This window comes from Marinobacterium sp. xm-g-59 (assembly GCF_013283315.1).
GTDB lineage: Bacteria > Pseudomonadota > Gammaproteobacteria > Pseudomonadales > Balneatricaceae > Marinobacterium_E.
The window spans coordinates 123,331-145,721 of the sequence record NZ_WBYR01000005.1; the positions used below are offsets into that span (position 1 = coordinate 123,331).

Below are 22,391 nucleotides of genomic sequence, written 5' to 3' on the forward strand. Positions count from 1 at the left end.
TTATTCTTTGTGTATCGTTTGTACATACAAAGAGGTCTTGTTATGCGTGCTGCCGCTATAAATCTTCGTGCACTGCCTGAGCAGCGCGACTTGATTGATCATGCTGCCAATATGTTGGGTAAAAACCGGTCTGACTTTATGCTTGAAGCTGCTTGTGAGCGTGCACAGTCCGTTCTTCTGGACCAGGTTCATTTCTCCTTGGATGCGGAAAAATTTAAACAGTTTACAGATCTTCTGGATACACCTCCTAAACCCAATGCGGGCCTGAAGCGTTTGTTGGCTTTAGATCCCGTGTGGAACACAAGTGAAGCTTGATCTGCTTGCTCCCCAGCCGTTGGCATCCCATCACACCTATGCAGATTTTTGCTGTGTTGAGCGTATCCTTGATGACTGGTTAAAACGAAAAGCGTTGGTTAATCAGGCAAGTGGGGCCAGCCGTACATTTGTTGCTACTGAAAGTGATCAGCGTGTATGGGGTTATTATGCGATGGCCGCTGGCGCCGTATCACATCAACTAGCAACTGGTAACATAAGAAGAAATATGCCAGATCCAGTGCCAGTGTTGGTGCTAGGAAGGCTTGCCGTTGATCGTCGCGCTCAAGGTATCAAACTTGGCGGTTCGCTTCTTCAAGATGCATTTAATAGAGCTATTAATGTTGCTGAGAATACAGGTGTCCGTGCTTTGCTTGTGCATGCGTTGAGCGAATCTGCTAAACGCTTTTACGAGTATTATGGTTTTAAAGAGTCACCAGCCGATCCATTGGTGCTGATGCTGAGGCTAAATCAGGCTTCTTAATTTTTCGAGCGGGTCACTTCCCAAACCGGCGTACACTCCTCAATTTGAAGTTCGGCTGGGTTTACGTTATCGACCCAACTCTGCAGATACCTTAATGTCGTTGTCTCTTTTCGCCATCCGCCACGCAGCATAATCTTCTCTAACGGCACGCCTGCATTCAACATATCCAGAGCAGCGCCTACTCGAAACGAGTGGCCGCTTAAGTGTGGCAGATCTCTACGCCTAGCCCTATATTGCAGATCGACCAGAATAATATTAATGGATGCCGGGTTGAGTTTGTCACCCAAGGTTTTGTTGTCTTTGCGGATGGATCGCAGAATACGCCCCTCTGTAGCACCGATTCGACGCTTCCATTTATTTATCTTGGTTGCTAGTAGATCGCTTATAGGGATGAGTTTGCCATCGCCCAACTGATCGGTTTTAGAGCGTTTAAGGTTTAACGCAAAGTGACCGTTTGGAAGTGTCTTTAAGTCCTCGAAACAGAATGAACAGATCTCTGAGGAGCGGCGCATGGTCTCATAACCGATTCTAAGCAGAAGTTCATTGCGCCGACCGGCTAGAGAGGAGTCACATTTTTTTAAAAGTTGCTCTAAAAGATCGAGTGTCAGCGGGTGCGCCTGTTTCTGCTGCCTACCGATTTTTCGATGCATCTTTTTCAGAGCAATTTTAACTTCTGGTGTTTTGGTAGGACTACCAAAGCCAGAGAAAAAGCAGATGGATCCCAACGTGTCTATACGGCGTCGAATCGTTGCACTCTTCTGACGTTCGGACATATCGGCGATGTAGGCTGCTAGATCTGAAGCTTTAGGGGGTAGAGGATCTAAACCATTGGATATTGCCCAGTTAGCAAAGTGCTTAAAGTCACTGCGATACGCTTTGAGGGTGTTTTCAGCAAAGGCACCATCGAGTTGTGCCATCAAATCATCTAAAAATTGTTTTACGTCCATCACTTACCTCCCTGTATCGTGATGTTTTAAGTGTAGACGCAAAGTGTGGATACTGTTTTAAAAAGTTCATAGATAAAAATGTATCAAAAATTTATCAAAAACACTATATTGTAAAAAATATGAAACAAAAATGGTGTTTTAAGTGGACGCTGAAAATATTGGGATAGCAATAAAGCAAGAACGAAAACGCTTGAACGTAACCGCTGAAGCATTGTCAGGTGCTTCGGGTATTTCAAGAGTTACATTGCATCGAATTGAGAAAGGTGAGGGAGCATCAAGCTTGAATAGCTATCTCGCTGTAGTCGATGCGTTAAATCTTGAGCTAACGTTAGCCGAGAAAGTAAAAGAGGGGTCTCGCCAGCTCAATCCAGATGACTTTATCCCTGTCATCATTCGACTTAAAGACTATCCAGAACTTAAAAAGCTCTCTTGGCATATAACGGGTAGAGACTACCTAAAACCTTTCGAAGCACATGCCATTTACGAAAGGAACTCCCGTCACTTTGATGAAAATGAAATGGCAGAATCAGAAAAGTTATTGATGGCAAATTTAAATAGAGCGTTTTCATGAAGACTTGCGATTACAATTTTAAAAGACCCCACCATCAACTTATTGCTAAGGTGCTTGAGGCGATTAATACAGATCTCTTTGATATGAGTGAGTGCTTTTTTGGTGGAGGAACGGCAATCGCCCTTGCTTATGGGGAATACCGAGAATCTATTGATATAGATTTTGTGGTCTCTAGCAAGGAAGGTTATCGCGCATTGCGAGAGGTAGCGAAAGGACACCAAGTGGGATTGGGTCTGTTTAAAGAGCACCAAGAAGGGTTAGCTATAGATCGAATGCGTATGGATCAGTATGGAATACGTATGGTGGTGAGTATTAACGAAAGTGCATTGATTAAATTTGAAATAGTGAATGAGGGTAGAGTAGAGATTCAAAAGCCTGGTGTAGTCTCGAGGATATGTGGAGTATCCATATTGAGTAGGCTTGATATGGCGACTACAAAATTACTTGCTAATTCAGATCGTTGGGCGGATCGCGCGGTTTATTCTAGGGATATTATTGATTTATCGATGTTGGGACTATCAAAGAAAGAGCTTGGTCAGGCCATCTCCAAAGCTGAAACAGCCTATGGATCCTCAATTATGCAAGATTTGAAAAAGTCACTTACCTACCTAACTGAAACACCGAAACGACTCGATCAATGTATGGAGGCAATGAGTATCGATCTCCCTAGAGCTGTGCTATGGCAAAAATTGAAAAAGTTAGAGCGAGATTCCGCTAATTGTTTGTAACATCTTATAGGTAATTCGGTTCCTGAGTGCCTTATTAAAGTCTGCATATTAGATCGATATAACTAACAATGCTTTGTAAAGGTATTGCAACAATGTTAGTCTATGTTCATAGATTGAACTAACGTTTTAAATGTAACCGCACTGTGGCAAGCAGGGGCGGTAGCGTGCCTAAATGACCCAAAACAGCGATACCCTTGAATACGATTACCGGGTTCTTCAGTTAATAGAAGAGCGCCCAGATATTTCACAGCGCGAACTGGCTTCGCAGCTGGGGGTGAGTGTGGGTAAAACCAACTACGTATTGTCTGCACTAATAGAGCGTGGCCTGGTTAAAGCGGAAAACTTCAAGCGTTCAAATAACAAATCCGGTTACTTGTACCTTCTGACTCCCAAAGGCATTTCAGATAAAGGGGTTATTACTGCGCGATTCTTAAAACGGAAGGTGGAAGAGTACGAGCGTTTAAAGGCTGAAATAGCGGACATTCAATCAAGAATCGAAGAGTGAGTGTTGAGAACTAAAAATCAAAATTGGGTACGAGGTGTTGCTTTAGAGTGGTTTTTCCCTGGGCAAAACCATGAGATGCACATTCGACAAAACATCGCTTTCGCATCTATAATGACGCATATTAAGTGTTTATATGGTGTCTATTATGGATATAACTAAAGATATTCGACCGCTAACTGAATTTAAGCGAGATACGGCTAACTTTGTAAGTCATTTAAAAGATAGCGGTCGACCTTCCATCTTAACCGTGAATGGAAAGCCTGCCCTTGTGGTTATGGATGCAGATGCTTGGCAAGAAGCACAGGATCAACTTGAATACGCGCAAAGTGTGGCAGGAATTCGTAAAGGCCTATCTCAAGCCCTAGATGGTGACGGACTTGAGGCGAGTGACTTTTTTGCGACGTTAAAATGAAGCATTACGCTGTCGTTATTACGCCATTTGCTGGGGAAAACATTCTTGAGGCTTTCAGGTGGTATCAGCTTGAAAATCCTGTTTATGCCGCGAAATGGAAAAGTGGCCTTGAGGAAAAAATTCTAAGCCTGGAGATATTTCCTGAATCGCATCCTTTGGCGCCTGAAAACTCCGAGTTCGAAGAAGAAATCCGACAATTACTGTATGGAAAAGCAAGCCGTTGGAGAGTTCTTTTTACTGTTATAAATTCCAAGGTTTACGTTCTCCATGTGCGACATGGTCAAAGAGATTATTGGCGACCTAGTGTTAGATAGTTTTAACCGATTGGTTGAAAAGTTTTGTCGCTAAGCCCCTAATGAGTGCGCGATACGTGGCCCTTATCGCTATCTAAAGTAGATTGAAATAGAAGGATTTAGTTTTTCGATCAACCCTAAAATCACCCTAAGGTTACACTAAGGGTGTTGCAACTAGAAAAAGTTAAAATTTTATAAATCATCATTAATATCAATAGGTTATATTAAAAATGAGTGAGTATTCGATCTTTACCTCTGAATCGGTTTCAGAAGGGCATCCAGATAAGATTGCTGATCAAATTTCAGATGCAATTCTTGATGCAATAATTGCTGAAGATAAATACGCACGTGTTGCGTGTGAAACGATGGTTAAGACGGGTGTTGCTATTGTCTCTGGTGAGATTACCACGTCATCTTGGATCGATCTTGAAGATCTAGTACGTAACGTTATCAACGATATCGGCTACACCTCTTCTGACGTAGGTTACGACGGTAATACTTGTGGCGTGATCAACATCATCGGTAAACAATCTGTTGATATCGCTCAGGGTGTTGACCGTTCACGTCCTGAAGATCAAGGCGCAGGCGACCAGGGATTGATGTTCGGTTACGCATCAAACGAAACTGACGTGCTAATGCCTGCCCCAATCACCTTCGCGCACCGTCTTGTAGAGCGTCAGGCTGAAGCGCGCAAATCTGGCCTGCTTGGCTGGTTGCGTCCAGATGCTAAGTCTCAGGTTACTTGCCGTTACGAAAACGGTAAGCCAGTAGCTATAGATGCAGTTGTTCTATCAACTCAGCACAACCCTGAGATCTCTCAAAGCGACCTGCAAGAAGCCGTGCATGAACTCATAATCAAGCATGTATTGCCACCTGAACTACTTCACAAAGGTACTCAGTATCATATCAACCCGACTGGAAAGTTCGTCATAGGCGGCCCTGTAGGTGACTGTGGCCTAACGGGCCGTAAAATCATTGTAGATACATACGGTGGCATGGCTCGTCACGGTGGTGGTGCGTTCTCGGGTAAAGATCCATCAAAAGTGGACCGTTCTGCTGCATACGCTGGTCGTTACGTAGCTAAGAACATTGTTGCAGCGGGTCTTGCGGATCGTTGTGAGATTCAGGTCTCTTACGCAATCGGTGTGGCGGAACCTACTTCGGTATCAATCAACACCTTCGGTACGGGCAAGATCTCTGATGAGAAGATCATCCAGCTTGTTCGCGACAACTTCGATCTTCGCCCATACGCGATCACCAATATGCTAGACCTTCTGCACCCAATGTACCGCCAGACAGCGGCATACGGTCATTTCGGCCGCAACCCGTTTGAGATGACAGTCGATAACGACACCTTTACTGCCTTCCCATGGGAGCAAACAGACAAAGTAAGTCTTTTGAGATAGGACATACGTGGTTGCTAAATAAAAAAGTGAAGAAAGTACTTGTGGTTTTTGGTACCCGTCCTGAAGCTATCAAAATGGCTCCTCTTGTTCATGCGCTGGATGCAGATCAGCGATTCGAGTCGCGGGTGTGCGTAACCGCACAACACCGTGAAATGTTAGATCAAGTGCTCGGTTTGTTTGAAATTACCCCCGAGTACGATTTGAACTTGATGAAGCAAGGTCAAAGCCTAAGTGATATCACATCCGGTATTTTGAAGGGCTTAGAGACTGTTCTGAATGAGTTCAAGCCAGATATAGTCCTTGTTCATGGCGATACTGCAACGACCTTCGCGACAGCTCTGGCGGCCTACTACAAGCAGATACCCGTGGGCCATGTTGAAGCTGGTCTGCGCACTGGGAATATCTACTCGCCATGGCCGGAAGAAGGTAATAGAAAACTGACGGGCGTACTGACGCGTTACCATTTTGCGCCAACTGACACTTCGAAACAGAATTTGCTGAACGAGAACGTGCTACCCTCCGACATTTCGGTTACAGGCAATACGGTCATCGACGCGCTTCTGTGGGTAAAGGATAAATTAGACAACGATAGTCAGTTGCGTGAAGAGTTGGCTTCACTGTTTCCGATGCTAAATTCGTTCAAAAAGTTGATCCTCGTAACCGGCCATCGGCGAGAAAGTTTTGGCGGTGGGTTTGTTCGTATTTGCAAAGCTCTACGCAAAATCTCGAATGAGCACCCTAGCTGCCAGATAGTCTACCCGGTGCATCTCAATCCGAATGTGCAGGAGCCAGTGAATCGCCTTCTTGCGGATTGCAGTAACGTTCATCTGATACCCCCGCAAGACTATTTGCCATTTGTTTATCTTATGACGCAGTCCTACATGATATTGACGGACTCCGGTGGAATACAGGAGGAGGCTCCCTCGCTGGGTAAGCCGGTTCTTGTCATGCGCGACACAACTGAGCGCCCCGAGGCTTTGGATGCCGGCACGGTAAAACTGGTCGGTACTGATGTAGAACTTATCGTGAGTGAAGTTAGAAACCTGTTGTTGAGCGAAAGCGCATACGCAACCATGTCTCGCGCCCACAACCCTTATGGTGACGGCCAGGCTTGTAAGCGTATCTTAGATTTTATGACTATGTAGGGAAGGTAAATGAACTTTGAAACGATCTCCGTTATTGGTCTAGGCTATATTGGTCTGCCAACAGCGGCTATGTTTGCCTCGAGAAAGAAAAAGGTAATTGGTGTAGACGTCAACCAGAGAGCAGTCGATACGATTAACCGCGGCGAAATTCACATTGTTGAGCCAGAATTAGACATCATTGTTCGCTCTGTTGTTAAAGATGGGTATCTAAAGGCAGTTACAGTTCCGGAGCCAGCTGATGCATTTCTTATTGCTGTTCCTACACCCTTCAAATTGAATTGCTCAGAAATCCCAGAACCGGATCTTGGGTACATAGAGAAAGCATCGAAGGCGATAGCTCCGGTTCTAAAAAAAGGCGACTTGGTGATTCTTGAATCCACGTCACCGGTCGGTGCCACTGAGCAACTGGCTGTGTGGTTAGCTACTGCTCGCCCTGATTTGAGTTTTCCGCAACAGATTGGCGAAAGTGCAGATATTTCAGTCGCACACTGTCCTGAAAGAGTACTTCCAGGACACGTTGTTCGTGAATTAGTTCAGAATGATCGTGTGATTGGAGGTATGTCTAATAGATGCTCCGATCGAGCGATTGAACTCTACAAAACTTTTGTTGAAGGTGTGTGTGTAAAAACGAATGCTCGCACGGCTGAGATGGCTAAGCTTACAGAGAACTCATGCAGAGACGTTCAGATTGCCTTCGCTAACGAGTTATCGCTAATTTGTGATGAGCTGCAAATAGATGTGTGGGAGCTTATCTCACTTGCCAACAGGCATCCGCGTATCAATATCCTGCAGCCTGGCCCGGGTGTCGGTGGCCACTGTATTGCTGTAGATCCCTGGTTTATAGTGAGTAAAACTCCTGAGCTCTCAAAGTTAATTCACACTGCTAGAACCGTAAACGATTCAAAGCCGAACTGGGTAGTAAATAAGGTAAAAGACGCTATCTTTAATATTCTTCAAAAAAACCCTAACAAAACTTCTAAAGAGATTACCATAGCCTGCTTTGGGTTAGCTTTTAAGGCCGATATTGATGATTTGCGGGAAAGTCCCGCTATGAGTATAGCTTCAAGCATCGCAAAACTGCATCACGGAAAAGTGCTAGCAGTGGAGCCAAATATCAAAGTGTTACCTGTTTCTAAAAAATTAGAACTGGTACCGATCGAAAAAGGGCTGGATGAGGCTGATATCGTAGTGCTGCTCGTTGATCATAAAGAGTTCAAAAATGTGTCACCACGCGGAAGCTCAATTGTTATAGACACTAAAGGGATATGGTCGAAATGAGAATTCTTGTAACGGGTGGCGCCGGCTTTATAGGTTCGGCCGTTGTGCGTCATCTGATAAACGATACTGATCATCAGGTTTTAAACCTCGATAAGCTTACCTACGCGGGCAATATAGAGTCATTAGCACCGGTCTCTTATTCTGAGCGTTACCAATTCAGCCACACAGATATCTGTGATCGGGCAGCCCTAGATGCTGTTTTTTCAGAGTTTCAGCCCGATATCATTATGCACCTCGCCGCTGAGAGCCACGTAGATCGTTCGATTGAGGGACCGGCTGACTTTATCGAGACCAATATCGTCGGCACCTACCAGTTGCTGGAAGCTGCTCGTGCATACTGGTCGCAGCTTTCAACTGACAAAAAAGTGAGATTCCGTTTCCATCATATCTCAACCGATGAGGTGTATGGCGATCTTGAAGGGACTGACGATCTGTTTAGCGAGACCACGCCTTACGCGCCAAGTTCTCCATATTCTGCCTCCAAAGCTAGCTCAGACCATTTGGTCCGTGCGTGGCACCGTACCTTTGGGCTCCCAGTAGTGCTCACCAACTGTTCCAACAATTATGGTCCGTATCACTTCCCAGAGAAGCTGATTCCGCACATGATTCTTAACGCTCTGGCGGGCAAGGATCTGCCTGTCTATGGCAATGGTAATCAGATCCGCGATTGGCTGTTCGTCGAAGACCATGCGCGTGCACTAGTCTTGGTTGCAACTACTGCTGCGGTAGGTGAGACTTACAACATCGGTGGTCATAACGAGAAACAGAACATTGAAGTTGTGTACACCCTTTGCGAGTTGCTGGAAGAGCTTCACCACGAGAAACCAGCGGGTATTGCGAACTACAAAGATCTCATCACCTTCGTCAAAGATCGTCCAGGACATGATTTGCGTTACGCCATTGATGCAAGCAAGATTGAGCGTGAACTTGGCTGGAAGCCACAGGAGACTTTCGAGTCCGGTCTAAGGAAAACTGTGCTTTGGTTCCTCGAGAACCGTGGCTGGTGGCAACGAGTCTTGGATGGAAATTACCGTTTAACACGTATCGGTGAAAATACAGATGCGGCTCAAGTCCATTTAAGGAAGTATTAAATGAAAGGAATTATCCTCGCCGGTGGTACCGGAACGCGTTTGTATCCGATTACGAAAGGTGTTTCCAAGCAGCTTATACCCATCTATGACAAGCCAATGATCTACTACCCACTTTCGGTGCTAATGCTGGCTGGTATCAGTGAAATTTTGATCATTTCCACCCCTGAAGACTTACCTAACTTTTCAAAGCTATTAGGCAATGGCAGCAATTTCGGCATTCAGCTCAGTTACTCTGCACAGCCTAGCCCGGATGGCCTGGCGCAGGCCTTCATTATAGGTGAGGAATTTATTGGGTCTGATAGTGTTTGTCTGGTGCTGGGAGATAATATTTTCTACGGCCAGGGCTTCTCGCCCAAACTGAAAAAGGCCGCTGCCCTCACCTCTGGTGCAACCGTGTTCGGCTATCAAGTAAAAGATCCAGAACGCTTCGGTGTGGTTGCCTTTGACGAGAACAATAAAGCTATCTCCATTGAAGAAAAGCCCGACCAGCCCAAGTCCAACTACGCCGTGACCGGACTCTACTTCTACGACAACGAGGTGGTGGAGATCGCTAAGCAAGTGAAACCCTCGCACCGTGGCGAGCTGGAAATTACAAGTGTGAACCAAGCTTACCTCGAGCGCGGTGATCTTAACGTAGAACTGCTAGGGCGTGGTTTCGCATGGCTGGATACTGGCACCCATGAAAGCCTACTCGAAGCGAGTAGCTTCGTGCAGACTATTGAGCATCGCCAAGGTTTGAAAGTGGCTGCTCTGGAGGAGATAGCATACAACAACGGCTGGCTTAGTAAAGAAGCGCTGAAAGAACAGGGGCAGGCATTAAGCAAAAATGGTTATGGTCAATATCTACTTAGGCTGGCGGGCGAGCAGGTATGAGTATTACCGAACATCGTATATTGGGTGACCACCGTGGAAAGTTGGTTGCCATTGAAGGCCAGAAAGATGTTCCATTTGACGTGAAACGGGTTTTTTACATCTATGGAACCCAGCCAGATATACCACGTGGTAAGCATTCCCATCATCGAACTCAACAATATCTAATTGCAGTGAATGGATCCTGTAAAGTCACGCTGGATGACGGCAAACAGAAAATTACGTATGAGTTGAATCGGCCCAATATCGGTTTACTGCAAGACGCTTTGGTTTGGGGAACTATGCACGACTTAACAGCTGATTGTGTGTTGCTTGTCCTAGCCAGCGAGCACTATGACGAAGCAGACTACATACTTGATTACGAAGACTTTAAACATGAATTAGCAAAAATATAAGTAATTAAATTTAAATATCGAAAGGAATGCTATGAAGGGCACTTGGTACTTAAATGAACAATTAGATTTTGACCGTAGGCTTATTGAATATCGTTATCGATCAATTAAAAACTGGTTCAAAGGCGGTAATTTACTTGAATTGGGTCCTGCTGAGGGAGTCATGACTAGATTACTGGTAAAAGATTTCAAAAGTGTCGTGGCTGTGGATGGATCACAGGACTTAATAAATGAAATTCCTGAAATCCCGAACCTAAAAAAAATATGTTCATATTTTGAAAATTACGAGCCAAATGAAAAGTTTGACACAATTATAATGGAGCATATTCTCGAACATGTTGATGACCCTGTAGCGCTGCTGAAAAGGGCAAAAAAATGGCTGTCGCCGGAAGGAGTTATCATAGCTGGAGTTCCAAATGGTGACTCCATTCATCGCTTAGCTGCAGTAGAAATGGGATTGCTTGAATCTAAAACTCAGCTAAACGATCGGGATCATAAGCTAGGTCATCAGCGTGTATATACGATGGAATCATTTGTTTATGATATTGTGTCAGCTGGTATGGACGTTAAATATAAGGGAGGGGTATTTTTTAAGCCATTATCAAATGGACAAATTGAGAAAAATTGGACGGATGAAATGATGGATGCATTCTACAGCTTAGGTAAGCAATTCCCAGATCATTGTGCTGAAATATTTATAGTTTGCCAAAATGTGATTGAGACAGCATGAATAAAATTATAATAGCGGGTGCAGGAGGGGCTCCGTCAGAGGGCGTCATCTATTCATTATTAAAAAATCCAAATAATTATATAATTGGAATTGGTTCAGAGCCAACAGACCTTATCCTTTCTCGGTCACATAAGAAGTACTACGTTCCATATGCAAATACTCCCGGATATAACGAAAGATTGTTAGAAATATTAAGGAAAGAAAAGCCAGATCTTGTGCATTTTCAAAACGATCTAGAGATTTTTCACGCATCCTTGATTAGAGAAGATATAGAGGCGACTGGGACTAAGATATTTATGCCAGAGCACTCAGTAATTGATACGTGTGTGCACAAAGACAAGTCTTACCAAGCTTTTAGAAATGCGGGTGTTACTGTACCAGTTAACGTCACTATAGATACTGAAGATGACCTTAAAAGAGCATTTAAAGATTTAGGCGATTCTCAAGGGAGGATCTGGTTAAGGAATAGTGGTATTGGAGGTGGCGGTAAAGGTGCGCTACCAACCGGCGACTACAGTTTAGCAAAAGCATGGATAGATCATTACAAAGGTTGGGGTGATTTTATTGCAGCAGAAATGTTAACAGCCAGGACAGTAACATGGCTTTCTATATGGCATCACGGAGAATTAGTTGTTGCGCAGACCCGGGCAAGGGAAGGGTGGACGCACGGCAATAGAGCTATTTCGGGCGTCACTGGTGTTACAAAGGTGGGTATAACCGTTTCTAACGAACAGGTAAGTAAGGTTGCAATCAATTCTGTTAAAGCAGTGAGCGCAAAGCCTCATGGCATTTTTGGGGTAGATATGGCTTACGATGTAAACGGAATTCCTAATCCAACGGAAATTAATATTTCTCGATTTTTTACGACAGTAAGATTCTTTACAGAAGCAGGAGTTAACTTCCCTGAAATATTTAAAAATTTAGCTTTGGGTAAGAGTGCGGGTATTAAAATAGGCACTGTAAACCCTTTACAAAATGGATTGATGTGGGTGAGAGGTATGGACACTGAACCGAGGCTCTTAATAAATGAGAGAATAGACCAAGAGGTCAGTTTTGAATGAAGGTCTTACTGACAGGTGCATCGGGTTTTATAGGGACTCATCTTCTGATGTATCTTCTTAAAAAATTGGGTCATGATTCAGTTGTGGCTTTAACCTCGAATAAAATTCCCAGTATAAACAGTATTACTTATGATAATGAAATAAACTTTGGGCTAGATAAAGGTCGGTTCGATGATATCACTCATATCATTCATGCTGGTGCTTTTATACCAAAAGATGCAAGCCAAGCAAACGATATAGAAAAATGTTTTGGCAATATAGGTTTCACAACCGAACTTCTTTCCTATGATTTTATAAATTTAGAGAAAGTTATAAATTTAAGTACCATAGATATTTATGCTGTTACAACTAAGTCTTTATCTGAGCAATCTAAAATTGATCCAGTAAGTTTATATGGGTCTTCTAAACTATATTGTGAATCAATGATAAAATCCTTTTCTAGGCAGAGAGATTTAGATTTTTTGAATCTACGTATTGGTCACGTTTATGGGCCAGGTGAAGAGAAATATAAAAAGGTTCTGCCTAATGCTATTCAAAATTTATTAGAAAATAAGCCGCTAGAGCTTTGGGGTGACGGTTGCGAGCTACGTAGTTATATTTTTATTCAAGATGTAGTTCAAGCGGTAGCCAACTCCCTAAATTCATGCGTTAGGAATATAGATATAAATATTGTTTCTGGCGTTGCTGTTTCAATAAAAGATATCTTAGAAAAAGCGATTGAAATAAGCGGAAAAAAAGTAAAAATCAACCGAAGGAATTCGAGTCATCAAAAGCGAGATTTAGTATTTGATAACGGCTTATTGCTATCTACTCTTCTAGATAAAGAAACTGAATTGATTAAAGGTCTCAAGATTGAATATCAATATATGAAAGAAAAATATGAATCTAGTATTTGATCTTGACGGTACTCTGATTTGTTCAAAGAGAAGACTTTATGAGCTTTTCTGTGATCTTAGTAGAATAAAAAACATATCCTACTCCGACTATTGGGCCTTAAAGTTTAGCGGAAAAAGCAATCAATATATCCTAAAAGAACAATTTGGTTTTGCTGAGCCGATTGTACAAAAATTTGTATACGAGTGGATGAATTTGATTGAAAGTGATCACTACTTAAGTATGGATACTTTGATAAGTGGTGTTTCAGGTTTTTTGGAGAAAAGCAGTAAGGAACACTCTCTATTTATATGTACCGCAAGGCAATCGAAATATCAAGTTAAAAAGCAGTTAGCTCAGTTGTCAGTTTTAAGCTTTTTTCAAGATGTCTTGGTAACCGAACAAAAACATACCAAAGCCGAACTGCTTCAAAAAAGTAATATATTATTTAGTGAGGATGACTGGATGTTCGGTGATACTGGACATGATGTTATAGCGGGTAAAAGAATAGGTATCAAGACCTGCGCTGTTCTTAGTGGTTTCATGTCAGAGGAACGTTTAAAAGAGTATAGTCCCGACTTGATTTTATATGATATTACTAAAACTAACTTTTTGTAATTTAATAATAGTTGACAATGATTAAATTTTTAGATTTGAGAGAAATAAATTCAAAGTACCGTGATGAGATAGTGCAGGCTTGTACCCGTGTAATCGATTCCGGTTGGTACATTCAAGGAGCAGAGCTCAAGAGGTTTGAGTCAGGGTTTTCGGCCTACTGCGGTACTCGGCACTGTATCGGTGTTGCAAACGGCCTGGACGCATTGACACTCACATTACGGGCCTGGAAAGAACTCGGCAAATTGAAGGAAGGTGATGAGGTCATTGTTCCAGCCAATACCTACATTGCCAGCGTACTTGCCATCACCGAAAATCGACTGAAGCCGGTTTTAGTTGAACCAGACGAGTGGACCTACAACCTTTGCCCGACTAAAACAGCGGCTGCCATTACCTCTAACACCAAAGCTATTCTTGCTGTTCACTTATATGGCCAGTTAGCACCAATGCCTGAGCTAATGGCATTAGCTGAAGCGCATGGTTTGTTGGTGTTAGAAGATTCTGCTCAGGCGCATGGTGCGGCGATCAACGGTACAAAAGCTGGCAGTTGGGGTCACGCATCGGGTTTTAGTTTCTACCCTGGCAAAAACCTCGGTGCGCTGGGCGACGCAGGTGCCGTTACGACGAATAATGATGAATTAGCAACCACTATCCGCGCCTTAGCAAATTACGGTAGCCACAAAAAATACGAAAACCTTTATCAGGGTGTTAATAGTCGCCTAGATGAAATACAGGCCTCAATGTTAAATGTAAAGCTTAAATATCTCGATGATGAAACAATAATACGTAAATCAATAGCTGCAAGATATACATCAGAAATAAATAATAAAAATTTGATTCTACCAGTAGATAAAAAAGCGATTATAAATTATTCAAGCAGGCATGTCTTTCATTTATATGTAATACGAACTGAGAACAGATATGCATTTCAAGAATACTTAACATCGCGGGGTATCCAGACTGTAATACATTATCCAGTTCCCCCTCATAAACAAATTGCATACGAAGATTTTAATGAATTGAAATATCCGATAACTGAAAAGATACACGATCAGGTACTTAGCCTACCGATTGGACCAGCCCTGAAGGAATATGAAGTAGAAAAAATAATAGAAGTATGTAATAATTTTTAGAAGAGACAATTTTGATATCAAGTGACAAAATAAAAGACTATTATAATATCTTAGCATATCCGTCAATAATATTCGTAATAAAATCCCTGGCTGCGTTGCTGACCCTTAAAATAGTAGCCCAATATTTAGGGGCCGCCGGTATTCTCTTATATGGCGTGTACATATATATATCCCAAATTGTAAATGGGCTTTCAGTTTTAGGCCTACAAAACTTTACTGTGCACGAAGTAGCATTACAGAATAAAGACAATATAGAGCGTCATATTTCACAAGCTTACACGATTATGTTGTTTTTCTTCTTGATCATATGTATTGGGATTTCAATTTCAGATGTGTTCCTTGAAATGTCATCACTTGAGAATGAGGGTTTAGTCACGCTATATTGGTGTGCAGCAATGTCATTAACATATGCGCTTGCGATGGTTTTAAATTCACTTGTTACCGGTCTAGGTCATTCTAAAACAGTCTATAGAATGAGCTTGGTAAACAGCTTGTCAATATTAGTTTCGGTGTCGTTTGGAGCAATTATGTATGGAAAGGATGGCGCCATGATCGGCTTTAGCTTCTCAAGTGCTATGTATCTAGTTGTTAATTATCTTCAATTGGGAGTAGATGAGAGAAGATACTTATTGCAACTGCCGAGGCTGCCAACTTTGAGTTGGATGTTAAATTACAAGAATTATGTGCTAATTGGACTATTTTCAATAACACTTTTGCCGTTGTTTAATATCTACATAAGATTATATGTTTCAGACAATTTCGGGGTGGAATATGCCGGTTATCAAGAGGCAATGGTTCGCATATCTGTTTTATATACCGCGATAGCTGCCTCCATATTAAGTGTGTATTTCATGCCAAGATTTTCTAGAGTTCGAACTAAGGAAAATTTCTTAAATGAGATGATTTATTCAATATCATTTATGGGTTTATGTTTTCTAATTGGTGGCACCATTCTGTATTCGCTAAAATACTTTTTTGTCAAACTGATATTAGGTGAGTCCTTTCAATTTATAGAAAGCATAATTGGTTATTACATTATTGGTGATTTTTTTCGCTCAATAGGTCTGTGTATTACTTATTATATATTGGTGAAGGGAAAGTGGAAAATATATATTGTCTCTGAATTTGCGGCCTTAGTAGTTTTTGGAATACTATATTTAAATTTTGTTAGCTGGGACGTTGTTTTGGCCCTCGGTCTTCCCTATGTTTTCGGGTCGCTTTTTTATATGGTAGTGATGTTGTGCATAGCGGCGTTATTCTATGGCAGGGATATGTTTACATGATTCCCTCTTTGTTGTTTGTTGTTTGTTTGATGCAGCGCCCGATTTATTTTATTTTATTCCCGGATTCGGCTGTTGAACTCGGTATGTTCTACGCACTGTCTTTCATTTTATTCGTATGTGCTTTTGCCTACTTACTATTTCGGGATACAGCTGGATCTAAATCAATTTTGTTTGGATTTCTATTGTCAGCCTCTTATTTTTATGCGTTGATAATCTACATGTATCATGGTGGTTCTAATGTTATCTATGAGTTGTTTAAGTTTATTTTGATAGGCATGCCCGGTGTACTTCTAGCCATTATCTGGCGCGATAAATACGAAAGTATTTATTACATATCGCCACTTATCATGTTGACGTCTTTTTTTATAATAATAATATTCTTCCTGCAAAGTAAGGAATCGTTAACTACAGTAGGGGCAGGAAATTATCAAGAATCGGGTTATTTTATTCTTTTGATCATTATTTTAAATTACTACTTATTTTTAAATGCCGAAAGGTGCGGATATTTACATGCTACATTATCCTTGCTATTGATACTACCTCTTCTTGGGACAGGCGCGCGAGGCCCGCTGTTTGTATTGTCAATTTTTATATTGCTCTACTTGCCGATAAGGTTGATTCTGCTTGTGGCTAGTATTGTTTCTTTTTTAATTTATATAAGTCTTGATTCCTACGGTATAATGAGAATTTTAAGTATTTTTATAAGATTCTTTGAGAATTACAATCTCGATTTGTTGTTGAATGGTCGAATTTCAGTTAACTCTATCCTATTTGGTTGGTTGGATTCATTTCCTCTTATGGGATTGGGTATTGGTAATTTGGAAAATTTTGGTGCTGTTCCCCACGGCCTTTTTCAACAACTTATAATTAATTTTGGATATATATTTGGACTGTTTTTTTCCTTATTAGTCCTTTATGCATTCTACACTTCAGTAAGATCTAAAATGCGACTTACTTCTGTTCTTTATATATATTCTTTTTGCATGTTGATATTTTCAGGCTTAATATGGACTGAGTCTATCTTCTTGTTTTCGTTCATAACTCAACTGGTTCGGAAATCTTAGTTAATGATTCCAGAGAAAACAAATGTCATTTTTCTTTCTTATGCTTTTGCGCCTCATTGGCGGCACGGTGGTCCGCCGCGGATAATGAAGACTTATTTTGATCACATTAGTAGTTTGGATTCTATGGGAATTTATGTTTTGGCTTCGTATGAGAAACAAGACGAAAAATTTCTACCGAACAAAAATGTTTTTTATTTCCGCAATTCGGGCATACTTTCGAGCTTTTATTATGGTATCTCATTATTCCGGTCTTTCCGAAAAATATATAAGGTCTATACAGCTTCAAAATATTTAGTAATTCATCTGTCGCAGTCTCGTTCTATATTTAATTTGCTAGCATTGTTTTTTTCGTTTTTCCCCGGGGTAAGGCTGGTCTTTAGTCCCTTTGGATCACTCCCAAATCAGGATCGGCTTTTAAATAAAATCTATGACTTTTTCGTTACGAAGCCCTTTGTACGGCGTTGTAATCTAGGTTTTGGTCAAACTAATCATGAGCTAGAACTCTTGAAGTCTTACGGATGTAAAGATGTTTCTTTGGGGCTACTCACAACACAAGGTTCAAGTTTCAATCGCTTTCTCGGTGGAAGGAATGTGGAGGGGTGTACTAGGTTCCTTTATTTAGGTCGACTCCACAGAAGCAAAGGTGTTCCTGAGTTGGTCAAGTGTTTTGGGGAAATATCAAAAACAAGAAAAGACTGGTTCCTTACGATTGTAGGCGATGGCGATGACAAAGCTTTAATTCTTTCTTTAATTCAAAAGTATCAAATTGAAGAGTTAATTTGCGTAATTGATCCTATTTATGACGAGTCTCGCTATGGTTTATATGCTAATAATGATTTTTATATTATAAACTCTAACATTTATGAAGAGACTTCATTAGCCTCAGTAGAGGCAATTTCAGTTGGCTTGCCTGCGATAGTTAATGAAAAGGTCGATCTTCCGTTTCTAGAAGAGTATAAGGCAGGTTTTGTTTCAAGGTCTAGCTTTGATTTGAAGCATATCATTAATAAGTCATGTGATTTGTCTGATATCGAAATCGTCGATATGAGGGCTTCCGCTGCGCGCTTGTTTGATGAGAAATACTGCTGTAATGCCGTCGTAGCAAAACTCGTTGGTGACTATGAGAGGGTATTAAATGCGGATATTATATAATTTTTTTATTCGAAGTATTTTTTACATCTATCTTTTTATTCCATATTTTAATATTGAAAGAAGGCTTCTGAGTTTAAGCTCCTACCGATCGAAAGTAATTTCTGATAATAGATTTAGTGCTACTAGATTCGAAGTATCTGGTGAGCCCCCTCGAGATGTCTTTATAACTGATTTTTTAAATGAGTATGAGGGTAAAGAAAGGAGAGTAACTATTTATGATTTTGGCGGGGGAGTCGGAAAGGGGTATTTAAGATTTCGTAAATATTTTCCTAGCTCTTATCAGTTGAATTATACTGTATTTGAAACTAAGAATATGGTTGACTCTTCAGCTTCAGCGGATACTTCGTTTATTTGTTCAGGTGATTCAATCAATTGGTGCTGTTTTGATGTGAGGTTCAAACCAGTTACACGTAGTTCGGATCTTGTTATTCTGTTCTCTGACAGTTGTTTTCAGTACTTAGAAAACGCAGTTGACCTGTTAGAACAGTTAATGGCGGATATTGATCCTGATATTGTCGTAATTGATAGAGTTCCCCTTGCTGTTTCTACGAAACGGTCATGTGTTCAGTTAAGTTTACTGTCGGCTCATGTTGATTGTGGTATTTTAGAACTTGGCTTTTTTGACAAATTTATGATAACCCCTATTTTCTTTCATGAATGTGATGAGTTTCTTGTACCATTTTCTTCACGGAGCATGTTGTTGCTAGAATCGACAGCTCAAAAATCACGAACTTTTCGGCGTTTTGGGGGTGATCTGTTTCTTGCAAGATATGTTTTTAAGCGGAGCGGGTTTTGAGAATTCTTGTTTGTTACCCTGTCAGGCATACTGGTGGTGCACAGAATTTGATCGCACGCGTATCTACTCAGCTTGCCCGAAGTTTTCCGGTTCAGCTAATTGTTTGCGATTTTGTTGATGGCTATGTCAAATCAGTTCTCGAAGAAAATTCAATTGAGTTCGATTTCTTTGAATATGACGAATTATCTCAATTAAGAATTGATGGTGACTGTGTTTTTCTTACACCTCTAAGTGAACTGTCTAACTTTAATTATGATTTTTTGCCTTCAAGTATAAAGATATTGACTTGGGCGATACACCCGAGTGGTTTTCTATCCTTTTTTAGGTACAGGTCAGTATATACAAAGTTCCCCGTTAGATTTTCCGGTGGTATCGCAAGAGTTTTAGAATTTTTTCGTTTTCGGCAATTGCGCGAGATGATAGGTTCGCTGACCATTAACGGTGGTCTTATTTCCATGGACGCCGCTAATTCATCCTCGATGTCATCTTTTTTTACATGTGATTTTGCCATGCCGATCATCCCAATAGGGATTGAGTTGAACCAGCCTTGTAGTGGTGAAAACTTCTCTAGATGTGGCCCGATTGAATTTGTTTGGTTAGGACGGATTGATAAAGACAAATATCGTTCGATCTTGCATGTAGGCAATACATTGTCGTTTTTAGCGGACCATTTTGGTCGTGATTTAGTATTGCACGTTATTGGTGAAGGTGACAGTTTGTCGCGGCTTAAAAAACAAAGCTTTGAAGGTGTTGAAATGCGTTATCCCGGTACACTTTCTGGTGCAGCACTGGATGATTATTTAAAAACTGGATTATATGTTGGTTTCGCTATGGGAACTTCCGTCTTGGAGTTAGTCAAATTAAACGTGTTGACGTTTACTATTGATTTAATTCGGTTTAGAGGCGTTTTCCCTTTTACAAATATTTATTTGTTTTCGTCTTGTGCAGATGCGTATTTAGGAGACGTTTCTTACATGCCAAAAAAGACTATTTCGTTAGATCAGTTCAAGCAATGCCTGAGCAGCTATGACGCTACATGTTTAGATCAAAGCAATTTTTTACATGGTACCTTTGATGTAACGTCAATCTCTAGTGATATTTATGATCGCTGTCTTACCACAAAGGTTACTTGGGCTATGCTGCGTACTATTCTATGAAAGTTTTTTTTATTCAAAATAAATGCGCGATATATAATGCTAGGCTTTTCGAGCGTCTTGCAAGCGAATACAAATTTACCATTCTGTCCAATACCTTTGACCGGGACACTGATAGGTTCTTATTTTCGAAAATTTCTACATCAAGATCTTTTATGGGATATTTCAAAATTTTGAGCTTTCTTCAGAAATCAAAGCCAGATGTTGTTGTCTTTGACGGTAACAGCTCTTTTCCTTTTAGTATATGTCTTGTTCTTTCTCGTATTTTTATTGGTTTTCGTTTGGTTTTATGGTCGCTGGGTTCCGTACCGCACCGAAAGAGGACAGCGAGAAGTCAATTCGGGGACGCGTTAAATTACTTTTATGCCAGTAATTCAGAGTATGTCGCTTGTTATAGTAGCCATGCAGAGTCTTATTTTCGAAGTCTTGGTATTTCGCAGAAAAAAATTCGTCGTGCTCAAAACGCAATCGATACGGACTCATTAAAGTCATATTCAAGTTTTGATTCTGTACCTTGTATTCTTTCAAGGGAAAAACATTTGATTTATGTCGGGCAACTAGCTGAGGCCAAAAATGTTGGCATGTTAATTCACGCATTTTATTTGTCCGGGCTTTTCAGGTATGGCTATGTATTAAAGATTATTGGAACTGGCCCACAGGCTGGAAGTCTTCATGATGTTGTTGAGGGCTATGGCGATGTTTTCTCCGGCAGCGTTTGTTTTACGGGCGATCTACGTGGTCAAAATTTATCAACTGCGCTATTAAATTCGAGATTGTGCATACTTCCAGGGCGCGGTGGTTTGGCAATTAACACTGCGATGCACCATGGTCTACCGGTGGTATCCGGTCCCGCAGATGGTACTGAGCTAGACCTTGTAATTGATTATAAAACCGGTTTGTATCTGACTGATGCTTCTGCTGAATTTCTCGCCCAAAAGCTCCAGCACGTTATAGGAGATGACGCGTTGCTTCGGCAGTTGTCTTTTGGTGCTCATCAACTGAGTTGGAGTATCGCCACTGTTGATCAACAGTTCCTATCTTTCGTGTCAATTTTTGAGGAAATCCAATGAAAGGTTCTTTGCTGATTACTGGGGGTACTGGTTCCTTTGGTAACGCCGTTCTTAAGCTATTCCTTGAGTCACCAATTTCAGAGATCCGCATTTTTAGTCGTGACGAGAAGAAGCAGGACGATATGCGCAAGCGTTTCTGCAACCCCAAACTCAAGTTCTACATCGGGGATGTTCGTGACTATAACAGCGTCCTTAACGCTTCCCGTGGGGTTGATTACATATTTCATGCGGCGGCGCTCAAGCAGGTGCCGTCTTGTGAGTTCCATCCGATGGAAGCGGTGAAAACCAACGTACTCGGCACCGAAAATGTGCTGGAAGCCGCCATTCAGAACGAGGTCAAACGAGTTGTCTGTTTGAGCACCGATAAGGCGGTGTACCCCATCAATGCCATGGGCATCTCCAAGGCGATGATGGAAAAGGTGATGGTCGCCAAGTCACGCAACGTAAATCCCGAGAGAACCGTGATATGCGGCACGCGCTACGGTAACGTCATGGCTTCACGTGGTTCCGTGATTCCGTTGTTTGTGGATCAGATTCGTGCTGGCAAGGCGCTGACGATCACCGACCCTAAAATGACCCGGTTCATGATGACTCTGGGTGATGCAGTAGACTTGGTGTTGTATGCCTTCGAGCATGGCAGTAACGGTGATATGTTCGTGCAGAAAGCCCCGGCGGCCACGGTTGAAACACTGGCCAAAGCGCTGACGGGCCTTATGGGCAAGCCGGCTCACCCGATCAATGTGATTGGTACCCGCCATGGTGAAAAGCTGTTTGAAGCGCTGCTCAGCCGTGAAGAGATGGCTTGCGCGCAAGACCTGGGTGGCTATTACCGTGTACCGCCGGATCTACGGGATTTGAATTACAGCAAGTTTGTCGAGCAGGGCGAAGAGAAAATCACCCATACCGAAGATTACAACTCTCACAACACCGAGCGACTGGATGTGGCCGGCATGCAAGCATTGCTGCGCAAGCTGGACTTTATTCGTGCCCTGGAACGGGGTGAGTACATTAACCCGGAGGACTAAC

Annotated in this window: 26 protein-coding genes; 25 read left to right on the forward strand and 1 reads right to left on the reverse strand. The window is 41.8% G+C overall.

Annotation, left to right across the window (positions count from 1 at the left end; all coding sequences use genetic code 11):
* The first annotated feature begins 42 nt into the window (after window positions 1-42).
* Together XMG59_RS07820 and XMG59_RS07825 are read left to right on the forward strand one after the other, a co-directional pair.
* Window positions 43-315, forward strand: a complete 273-nt coding sequence (locus XMG59_RS07820) for a DUF1778 domain-containing protein (protein WP_173480269.1) — start codon at window positions 43-45, stop codon at window positions 313-315.
* Window positions 305-796: a GNAT family N-acetyltransferase gene (locus XMG59_RS07825; protein ID WP_173498479.1), complete on the forward strand. Its 492-nt coding sequence runs from the start codon at window positions 305-307 to the stop codon at window positions 794-796. The genes XMG59_RS07820 and XMG59_RS07825 overlap by 11 nt, the downstream gene beginning before the upstream one ends.
* Here the strand turns inward: XMG59_RS07825 and XMG59_RS07830 are convergent.
* On the reverse strand, window positions 793-1,743 hold the full coding sequence (locus XMG59_RS07830) for a tyrosine-type recombinase/integrase (RefSeq protein ID WP_173480271.1): 951 nt from the start codon (window positions 1,741-1,743) through the stop codon (window positions 793-795). The genes XMG59_RS07825 and XMG59_RS07830 overlap by 4 nt on opposite strands.
* A gap of 142 nt (window positions 1,744-1,885) precedes the next feature.
* Here XMG59_RS07830 and XMG59_RS07835 point away from each other — a divergent pair, with 142 nt between their 5' ends.
* The 23 genes from XMG59_RS07835 to XMG59_RS07945 all read left to right on the forward strand — a co-directional run bounded on the left by XMG59_RS07835 (window position 1,886) and on the right by XMG59_RS07945 (window position 22,390).
* Window positions 1,886-2,314 (forward strand): helix-turn-helix domain-containing protein, encoded by a 429-nt coding sequence (locus tag XMG59_RS07835; protein ID WP_173480272.1) that lies wholly within the window; start codon window positions 1,886-1,888, stop codon window positions 2,312-2,314.
* Window positions 2,311-3,042 carry a nucleotidyl transferase AbiEii/AbiGii toxin family protein gene (locus XMG59_RS07840; protein ID WP_173480273.1) on the forward strand — a complete coding sequence of 244 codons (732 nt, stop codon included), beginning with the start codon at window positions 2,311-2,313 and terminating at the stop codon, window positions 3,040-3,042. The genes XMG59_RS07835 and XMG59_RS07840 overlap by 4 nt, the downstream gene beginning before the upstream one ends.
* A gap of 172 nt (window positions 3,043-3,214) precedes the next feature.
* The gene (locus XMG59_RS07845; RefSeq protein WP_173483803.1) at window positions 3,215-3,547 is read left to right on the forward strand and encodes a MarR family EPS-associated transcriptional regulator; all 333 of its coding nucleotides are present in this window, start codon (window positions 3,215-3,217) and stop codon (window positions 3,545-3,547) included.
* Between the two features lie 145 nt (window positions 3,548-3,692).
* The gene (locus tag XMG59_RS07850; RefSeq protein ID WP_173480275.1) at window positions 3,693-3,959 is read left to right on the forward strand and encodes a type II toxin-antitoxin system Phd/YefM family antitoxin; all 267 of its coding nucleotides are present in this window, start codon (window positions 3,693-3,695) and stop codon (window positions 3,957-3,959) included.
* Entirely contained in the window at window positions 3,956-4,273 is a 318-nt protein-coding gene (locus XMG59_RS07855) for a type II toxin-antitoxin system RelE/ParE family toxin (protein WP_173480276.1), read from the forward strand. The genes XMG59_RS07850 and XMG59_RS07855 overlap by 4 nt, the downstream gene beginning before the upstream one ends.
* A 209-nt stretch (window positions 4,274-4,482) precedes the next feature.
* Entirely contained in the window at window positions 4,483-5,658 is a 1,176-nt protein-coding gene (gene metK / locus XMG59_RS07860; RefSeq protein WP_173498480.1) for a methionine adenosyltransferase, read from the forward strand.
* Window positions 5,659-5,684: 26 nt separating this feature from the next.
* The gene (gene wecB / locus XMG59_RS07865; RefSeq protein WP_371743739.1) at window positions 5,685-6,803 is read left to right on the forward strand and encodes a non-hydrolyzing UDP-N-acetylglucosamine 2-epimerase; all 1,119 of its coding nucleotides are present in this window, start codon (window positions 5,685-5,687) and stop codon (window positions 6,801-6,803) included.
* A 9-nt stretch (window positions 6,804-6,812) separates the two neighbouring features.
* Window positions 6,813-8,081, forward strand: a complete 1,269-nt coding sequence (gene wecC / locus XMG59_RS07870; protein WP_173498482.1) for a UDP-N-acetyl-D-mannosamine dehydrogenase — start codon at window positions 6,813-6,815, stop codon at window positions 8,079-8,081.
* Window positions 8,078-9,172 carry a dTDP-glucose 4,6-dehydratase gene (rfbB, locus tag XMG59_RS07875; RefSeq protein ID WP_173498483.1) on the forward strand — a complete coding sequence of 365 codons (1,095 nt, stop codon included), beginning with the start codon at window positions 8,078-8,080 and terminating at the stop codon, window positions 9,170-9,172. The genes wecC and rfbB overlap by 4 nt, the downstream gene beginning before the upstream one ends.
* A complete protein-coding gene (rfbA, locus tag XMG59_RS07880) occupies window positions 9,173-10,045 on the forward strand; it encodes a glucose-1-phosphate thymidylyltransferase RfbA (protein WP_173498484.1) in 873 nt (290 codons plus the stop codon).
* The gene (locus XMG59_RS07885) at window positions 10,042-10,437 is read left to right on the forward strand and encodes an FdtA/QdtA family cupin domain-containing protein (RefSeq protein ID WP_173498485.1); all 396 of its coding nucleotides are present in this window, start codon (window positions 10,042-10,044) and stop codon (window positions 10,435-10,437) included. Before rfbA ends, XMG59_RS07885 begins: the two co-directional genes overlap by 4 nt.
* A 31-nt stretch (window positions 10,438-10,468) precedes the next feature.
* A complete protein-coding gene (locus XMG59_RS07890; protein WP_173498486.1) occupies window positions 10,469-11,164 on the forward strand; it encodes a bifunctional 2-polyprenyl-6-hydroxyphenol methylase/3-demethylubiquinol 3-O-methyltransferase UbiG in 696 nt (231 codons plus the stop codon).
* A complete protein-coding gene (locus XMG59_RS07895; RefSeq protein WP_173498487.1) occupies window positions 11,161-12,225 on the forward strand; it encodes a carboxylate--amine ligase in 1,065 nt (354 codons plus the stop codon). Before XMG59_RS07890 ends, XMG59_RS07895 begins: the two co-directional genes overlap by 4 nt.
* Entirely contained in the window at window positions 12,222-13,121 is a 900-nt protein-coding gene (locus tag XMG59_RS07900; protein WP_173498488.1) for an NAD(P)-dependent oxidoreductase, read from the forward strand. The genes XMG59_RS07895 and XMG59_RS07900 overlap by 4 nt, the downstream gene beginning before the upstream one ends.
* Window positions 13,105-13,716 carry an HAD family hydrolase gene (locus tag XMG59_RS07905; RefSeq protein ID WP_173498489.1) on the forward strand — a complete coding sequence of 204 codons (612 nt, stop codon included), beginning with the start codon at window positions 13,105-13,107 and terminating at the stop codon, window positions 13,714-13,716. The genes XMG59_RS07900 and XMG59_RS07905 overlap by 17 nt, the downstream gene beginning before the upstream one ends.
* A 17-nt stretch (window positions 13,717-13,733) precedes the next feature.
* Window positions 13,734-14,846 carry a DegT/DnrJ/EryC1/StrS aminotransferase family protein gene (locus tag XMG59_RS07910; protein WP_173498490.1) on the forward strand — a complete coding sequence of 371 codons (1,113 nt, stop codon included), beginning with the start codon at window positions 13,734-13,736 and terminating at the stop codon, window positions 14,844-14,846.
* An 11-nt stretch (window positions 14,847-14,857) separates the two neighbouring features.
* Window positions 14,858-16,129 carry a hypothetical protein gene (locus tag XMG59_RS07915; protein ID WP_173498491.1) on the forward strand — a complete coding sequence of 424 codons (1,272 nt, stop codon included), beginning with the start codon at window positions 14,858-14,860 and terminating at the stop codon, window positions 16,127-16,129.
* Complete coding sequence (locus XMG59_RS07920; RefSeq protein WP_173498492.1) at window positions 16,126-17,193, forward strand: hypothetical protein; 1,068 nt, start codon at window positions 16,126-16,128, stop codon at window positions 17,191-17,193. Before XMG59_RS07915 ends, XMG59_RS07920 begins: the two co-directional genes overlap by 4 nt.
* Window positions 17,194-17,196: 3 nt before the next feature.
* Window positions 17,197-18,345 carry a glycosyltransferase gene (locus XMG59_RS07925; protein WP_173498493.1) on the forward strand — a complete coding sequence of 383 codons (1,149 nt, stop codon included), beginning with the start codon at window positions 17,197-17,199 and terminating at the stop codon, window positions 18,343-18,345.
* Window positions 18,329-19,141 carry a hypothetical protein gene (locus XMG59_RS07930; RefSeq protein ID WP_173498494.1) on the forward strand — a complete coding sequence of 271 codons (813 nt, stop codon included), beginning with the start codon at window positions 18,329-18,331 and terminating at the stop codon, window positions 19,139-19,141. The genes XMG59_RS07925 and XMG59_RS07930 overlap by 17 nt, the downstream gene beginning before the upstream one ends.
* On the forward strand, window positions 19,138-20,298 hold the full coding sequence (locus XMG59_RS07935) for a hypothetical protein (protein WP_173498495.1): 1,161 nt from the start codon (window positions 19,138-19,140) through the stop codon (window positions 20,296-20,298). Before XMG59_RS07930 ends, XMG59_RS07935 begins: the two co-directional genes overlap by 4 nt.
* Before the next feature lie 152 nt (window positions 20,299-20,450).
* Complete coding sequence (locus XMG59_RS07940) at window positions 20,451-21,365, forward strand: glycosyltransferase family 4 protein (RefSeq protein WP_173498496.1); 915 nt, start codon at window positions 20,451-20,453, stop codon at window positions 21,363-21,365.
* Window positions 21,362-22,390, forward strand: coding sequence for a polysaccharide biosynthesis protein (locus XMG59_RS07945; protein WP_173498497.1), 1,029 nt, complete (start codon window positions 21,362-21,364; stop codon window positions 22,388-22,390). The genes XMG59_RS07940 and XMG59_RS07945 overlap by 4 nt, the downstream gene beginning before the upstream one ends.
* Window position 22,391: the final 1 nt, after the last annotated feature.

What these genes read in the sequence shown, in the direction of transcription:
- XMG59_RS07930 (WP_173498494.1), top strand. Translation starts at nt 18,329, where the DNA reads ATGCGGATATTATATAATTTTTTTATTCGAAGTATTTTTTACATCTAT.
- XMG59_RS07840 (WP_173480273.1), top strand. Translation starts at nt 2,311, where the DNA reads ATGAAGACTTGCGATTACAATTTTAAAAGACCCCACCATCAACTTATT.
- XMG59_RS07925 (WP_173498493.1), top strand. Translation starts at nt 17,197, where the DNA reads ATGATTCCAGAGAAAACAAATGTCATTTTTCTTTCTTATGCTTTTGCG.
- XMG59_RS07890 (WP_173498486.1), top strand. Translation starts at nt 10,469, where the DNA reads ATGAAGGGCACTTGGTACTTAAATGAACAATTAGATTTTGACCGTAGG.
- XMG59_RS07885 (WP_173498485.1), top strand. Translation starts at nt 10,042, where the DNA reads ATGAGTATTACCGAACATCGTATATTGGGTGACCACCGTGGAAAGTTG.
- wecC (WP_173498482.1), top strand. Translation starts at nt 6,813, where the DNA reads ATGAACTTTGAAACGATCTCCGTTATTGGTCTAGGCTATATTGGTCTG.
- XMG59_RS07945 (WP_173498497.1), top strand. Translation starts at nt 21,362, where the DNA reads ATGAAAGGTTCTTTGCTGATTACTGGGGGTACTGGTTCCTTTGGTAAC.
- XMG59_RS07900 (WP_173498488.1), top strand. Translation starts at nt 12,222, where the DNA reads ATGAAGGTCTTACTGACAGGTGCATCGGGTTTTATAGGGACTCATCTT.
- XMG59_RS07850 (WP_173480275.1), top strand. Translation starts at nt 3,693, where the DNA reads ATGGATATAACTAAAGATATTCGACCGCTAACTGAATTTAAGCGAGAT.
- XMG59_RS07845 (WP_173483803.1), top strand. Translation starts at nt 3,215, where the DNA reads ATGACCCAAAACAGCGATACCCTTGAATACGATTACCGGGTTCTTCAG.
- XMG59_RS07940 (WP_173498496.1), top strand. Translation starts at nt 20,451, where the DNA reads ATGGGATATTTCAAAATTTTGAGCTTTCTTCAGAAATCAAAGCCAGAT.
- XMG59_RS07855 (WP_173480276.1), top strand. Translation starts at nt 3,956, where the DNA reads ATGAAGCATTACGCTGTCGTTATTACGCCATTTGCTGGGGAAAACATT.
- XMG59_RS07830 (WP_173480271.1), bottom strand. Translation starts at nt 1,743, where the DNA reads ATGGACGTAAAACAATTTTTAGATGATTTGATGGCACAACTCGATGGT.
- rfbB (WP_173498483.1), top strand. Translation starts at nt 8,078, where the DNA reads ATGAGAATTCTTGTAACGGGTGGCGCCGGCTTTATAGGTTCGGCCGTT.
- XMG59_RS07910 (WP_173498490.1), top strand. Translation starts at nt 13,734, where the DNA reads ATGATTAAATTTTTAGATTTGAGAGAAATAAATTCAAAGTACCGTGAT.
- XMG59_RS07920 (WP_173498492.1), top strand. Translation starts at nt 16,126, where the DNA reads ATGATTCCCTCTTTGTTGTTTGTTGTTTGTTTGATGCAGCGCCCGATT.
- metK (WP_173498480.1), top strand. Translation starts at nt 4,483, where the DNA reads ATGAGTGAGTATTCGATCTTTACCTCTGAATCGGTTTCAGAAGGGCAT.
- rfbA (WP_173498484.1), top strand. Translation starts at nt 9,173, where the DNA reads ATGAAAGGAATTATCCTCGCCGGTGGTACCGGAACGCGTTTGTATCCG.
- XMG59_RS07905 (WP_173498489.1), top strand. Translation starts at nt 13,105, where the DNA reads ATGAATCTAGTATTTGATCTTGACGGTACTCTGATTTGTTCAAAGAGA.
- XMG59_RS07820 (WP_173480269.1), top strand. Translation starts at nt 43, where the DNA reads ATGCGTGCTGCCGCTATAAATCTTCGTGCACTGCCTGAGCAGCGCGAC.
- XMG59_RS07895 (WP_173498487.1), top strand. Translation starts at nt 11,161, where the DNA reads ATGAATAAAATTATAATAGCGGGTGCAGGAGGGGCTCCGTCAGAGGGC.